At 76.2% G+C, this 3349-nt stretch carries 4 protein-coding genes; 2 read left to right on the forward strand and 2 right to left on the reverse strand.

Annotated elements, in window-relative coordinates:
* Positions 1-232: 232 nt before the first annotated feature.
* Positions 233-1381, forward strand: coding sequence for an SAM-dependent methyltransferase (locus B0E53_RS34560; protein ID WP_107079733.1), 1149 nt, complete (start codon positions 233-235; stop codon positions 1379-1381).
* Here B0E53_RS34560 and B0E53_RS34565 read toward each other — a convergent pair.
* On the reverse strand, positions 1378-1809 hold the full coding sequence (locus B0E53_RS34565) for a hypothetical protein (RefSeq protein ID WP_107079734.1): 432 nt from the start codon (positions 1807-1809) through the stop codon (positions 1378-1380). The two genes, B0E53_RS34560 and B0E53_RS34565, sit on opposite strands and share 4 nt — an antisense overlap.
* A gap of 193 nt (positions 1810-2002) precedes the next feature.
* On the opposite strand from B0E53_RS34565, the gene B0E53_RS34570 reads away from it, so the two are divergent.
* The gene (locus B0E53_RS34570) at positions 2003-2419 is read left to right on the forward strand and encodes a helix-turn-helix domain-containing protein (RefSeq protein ID WP_107079735.1); all 417 of its coding nucleotides are present in this window, start codon (positions 2003-2005) and stop codon (positions 2417-2419) included.
* A gap of 8 nt (positions 2420-2427) precedes the next feature.
* Here the strand turns inward: B0E53_RS34570 and B0E53_RS34575 are convergent.
* Positions 2428-3349: hypothetical protein (locus B0E53_RS34575; protein ID WP_246835749.1), on the reverse strand; the 922-nt coding region annotated here is incomplete at its 5' end.

Here is a 3349-nt window from a genome sequence, read left to right on the forward strand (position 1 = left end):
ATCTCCGCCGAGGGTGGCGCCGAGCCGGCCGCTTCGGCCGCCGAGGGCGAGTCGGCCGGCAAGCCGCGCCGCCGCCGGCGCCGCCGTGGTGGCGGTGGCGGAGGCACCGGTACGCCGGCCGAGGCGACCGCCGACTGACCCGCGAGACATCCGACGTCCCCCGTACCGGTCACCCGGTGCGGGGGACGTCCACGTTCCACCTGCCCCCGGCCGACCCCAGGAAGAGGAAGCCATGCCGGAACCGCTGGATGCCGCGCTGAGCGAGGTGCGGGCACTGCTGCTCGACCCCGCCCTGACCCGGGCGGTCGCCGCCGGGCGTCGCCGCGGCCAGCGCCCCTCGGTGGTCCGCGCCGAGCTGCGTCCGGTCGCCCTCAAGGGCGGCCCCCGGCTCCAGATCTCCACCTCGGACGGGGCCCGGCCGTACACCCGGAACGTGGCGCCGGGCGCGGAGGCCGGCACGGCGGTCGACGCGCTGCTCGCCGAGCCCTTCGGCAACTGGCATGTGGAGACCGCCGACAGCACGCTCCAGCTCCGGGTGACCAAGTCGGGCGAGGCGCAGGTGCACCGGGCGGCGGCGAGCCGGCCGGCGCCGGAGCCGGGCGGCCACGACCGGGCCAAGGACTGGCTGCTCGACCCGGGCGACCCGATCTTCGCCGAGATCGGCGGCTCGGCGGCCAAGCGCCGCCAGGTGGACGCGTTCCTCCGGGCACTGGCCGCCACCCTGCCGGACGACCTGACCGGGCCGCTGCGCGTCGTGGACCTGGGCTGCGGCAACGCCTACCTGACCTTCGCGGCCCACCGCTACCTGTCCCAGCGTGGGCTGGACGTGACGCTGGTCGGGGTGGACGTCCGGGAGGACCAGCGCCGGCGCAACACCGAGCTGGCCGAGCGGCTGGGCTGGACCGACCGGGTGAGCTTCGTGGCCGGCACCATCGTCGACGCCGAGGTCGAGCCGGCCCCGGACCTGGTGCTCGCGCTGCACGCCTGCGACACGGCGACCGACGAGGCGCTGGCCCGGGCGCTGCGCTGGGGCGCCCGCTGGGTGCTCGCCGCCCCGTGCTGCCACCACGACGTGGCCGCCCAGCTCCGGGCCCGGCCCGCGCCGCGGCCGTACGAGCTGCTCACCCGGCAGGGCATCCTGCGCGAGCGGTTCGCCGACGTGCTCACCGACGCGCTGCGCGCCGGCCTGCTCCGGCTGCACGGCTACCGCGCCGAGGTGGTGGAGTTCGTCGACTCCCGGCACACCCCGCGCAACCTGCTGATCCGGGCACGGCGCACCGGGAGCGCGCCGACCGACGACCAGCGTGCCGAGTACCGCGAGCTGGTCGACCAGTGGGGCGTCACGCCCCGGCTGGAGACGCTGCTCGCCGACCGCCCCTAGCGGCGGCGGTCGCGCCGGTTGCGCTCCCCACGGTCGAACAGGGCCGCCCGCTCGCCGGGCCCCCGGTTGGCGGACCGGTCGGTCTCCTGCCCCACGGTCGGGAACGGCACCACCTTCCCCGACTCGTCGGCGTTGCCCGCGGCGGCGAACGCGTTCCACGAGATGTCGACCAGCAGCCGCTTGAGCTCGGCGTGCCGGGCGGCGGCGTTGCGCTGGAGCGCCATCCGGACGCCCAGCACCACGCCGGCCAGCGTCGTGGTGACCGCGCCGGCCGCGGCGATCAGGTGCACGCCGGTCGCCGGGCCGCCGAGCACGGCCAGCACCAGCAGCCAGATCCAGAAGCCGAGGGCGAAGACGCCGGCCTTCGCCACGAAGAAGAGGCTGACCGCCCCGGGGCGGTGGGGCACGGGACGGTCCGGCTCGGCCATGCTGCTCCTCGGCGTCTGTTCGCTGCTCCCGGGCGGTCCGCCGAGTTTAGTTGACGTCTCACCACTGTCGATGCCCTCGGCGGTCCCGCCCACGGGACCTTCCGACCGATCAGTCAGTTACTAATTTCGGCGCGCGTACTAGGCTCGGTGCCCAGAGTCGGGTGCTCCGGCGGAAAGGGACAGACCCCCCGGCATGGGTTCGGCAGAGGTTTCACCGCAGATGGCCTTCGCGCGTTTCGTGCGACGCGCCATCGATGACGCCCGCGAGGAACGCGGCTGGACGGTGACCGATCTCGCCACGCACACCGGCGTGGGGCGCTCGACCGTCTTCCGCTGGCTGGCCGGCGACTGGCAGGACTATCCCGAACTGGCCAAGGTGCGCGGCTTCTGCGCCGCCCTCGACCTGCCGGTGACGGCCGCCTTCCGCGCGCTGGGCCTGCCCGACGCCGGCCCGGTGCCGCGCCGCCGTGCCGAGGACGGCCCGGTGGAGGCCGACGTGCGGGTGATCCTGGAGCGGCTGGCCGACCCGAACGTCCCCGCCGAGGAGAAGCACCACATCCGCGACCTGCTCCGCTACCTGGCCCGCCGCCCGGTCCGCCGGGCGGGCTGACCCGCGGCTCAGGCCACCGGCACGGTGAACGCGGCCGTACGCACCACGCCGCCGACCTGGAAGTCCAGGAACATCCGGTAGCGGCCCGGCCCGGGGGCGGTCAGCCAGAAGGTCACCGCGTCGCCGTCCCGCACCGGCTCGGGGTGTACGTGCAGGTAGCCGAGGTCGCCCTCGCGGAGCGCGACCAGGTGGCCGTACGCGCCGAGGTAGGGCTCCAGCGGCGCGGCGGCGCCGTCGGGCCCGGTGACCCGGAACCGCAGCGGCACCGACTGCCCCACCGCCGGGGTGCCCGCGTAGCCGACGGTGAACCCGTCGACCGTGGCCGAGGTGGCCGGGGCGGGTAGGGGCCGGGGCGCGTACCGGCCGGGCGCGGCCAGGTCGGCGCCGAGGATCACGGCGGTCTGCCGGCCGTCGTCGGCCACGGCGGTGAAGTCCGCGTACGCCCGCCAGGCGCCCGGCTCGGCCAGGGTCAGCGGCACCGACCAGGTGCCGTCGGCGGCCATGGTCGGGTGCAGGTGCTGGTAGCCGGTGAGGTCACGGCGCACCACGACGAGGTGCAGCGGCTTGTCGTGCACGACGGCGAACCGGGTGACCGCCCGCCGCCGCTCGTCCCTGATCTGGAACCGCAGCTCACCCGCCCGGCCGGGGACGAACTCCACGGTCGACGGGGCGAGCGTGTAGCCGGCCGAGCTGATCGACAGCCCGGCCGCGTCGGCGTCGCCGCCCTGGGTGACGGTGGCCCCGCCGTGCGAGTGCGCCCCGACGCCCGGGGCGTGGCTGTGCTCGCCGGTCACCGGGAGGCTCCCGGTGCGGGTCGGGTTCGGCGGCGGGTTCAGCCGGCCGAGACCGAAGCCGAGCAGCACGGCCAGCACCAGCCCGCCCACCGTCAGGGCGAGCCGCAGCGTCGCCCGGTCCACCTCCACCGGCCCG

The sequence above is a fragment of the Micromonospora sp. MH33 genome (genome assembly GCF_003013775.1).
GTDB classification, from domain to species: Bacteria; Actinomycetota; Actinomycetes; order Mycobacteriales; family Micromonosporaceae; genus Micromonospora; species Micromonospora fulviviridis.

Excerpts from the sequence above, each read along its gene's own strand:
- B0E53_RS34560 (WP_107079733.1), top strand. The coding sequence starts at position 233 with ATGCCGGAACCGCTGGATGCCGCGCTGAGCGAGGTGCGGGCACTGCTG.
- B0E53_RS34565 (WP_107079734.1), bottom strand. The coding sequence starts at position 1,809 with ATGGCCGAGCCGGACCGTCCCGTGCCCCACCGCCCCGGGGCGGTCAGC.
- B0E53_RS34570 (WP_107079735.1), top strand. The coding sequence starts at position 2,003 with ATGGGTTCGGCAGAGGTTTCACCGCAGATGGCCTTCGCGCGTTTCGTG.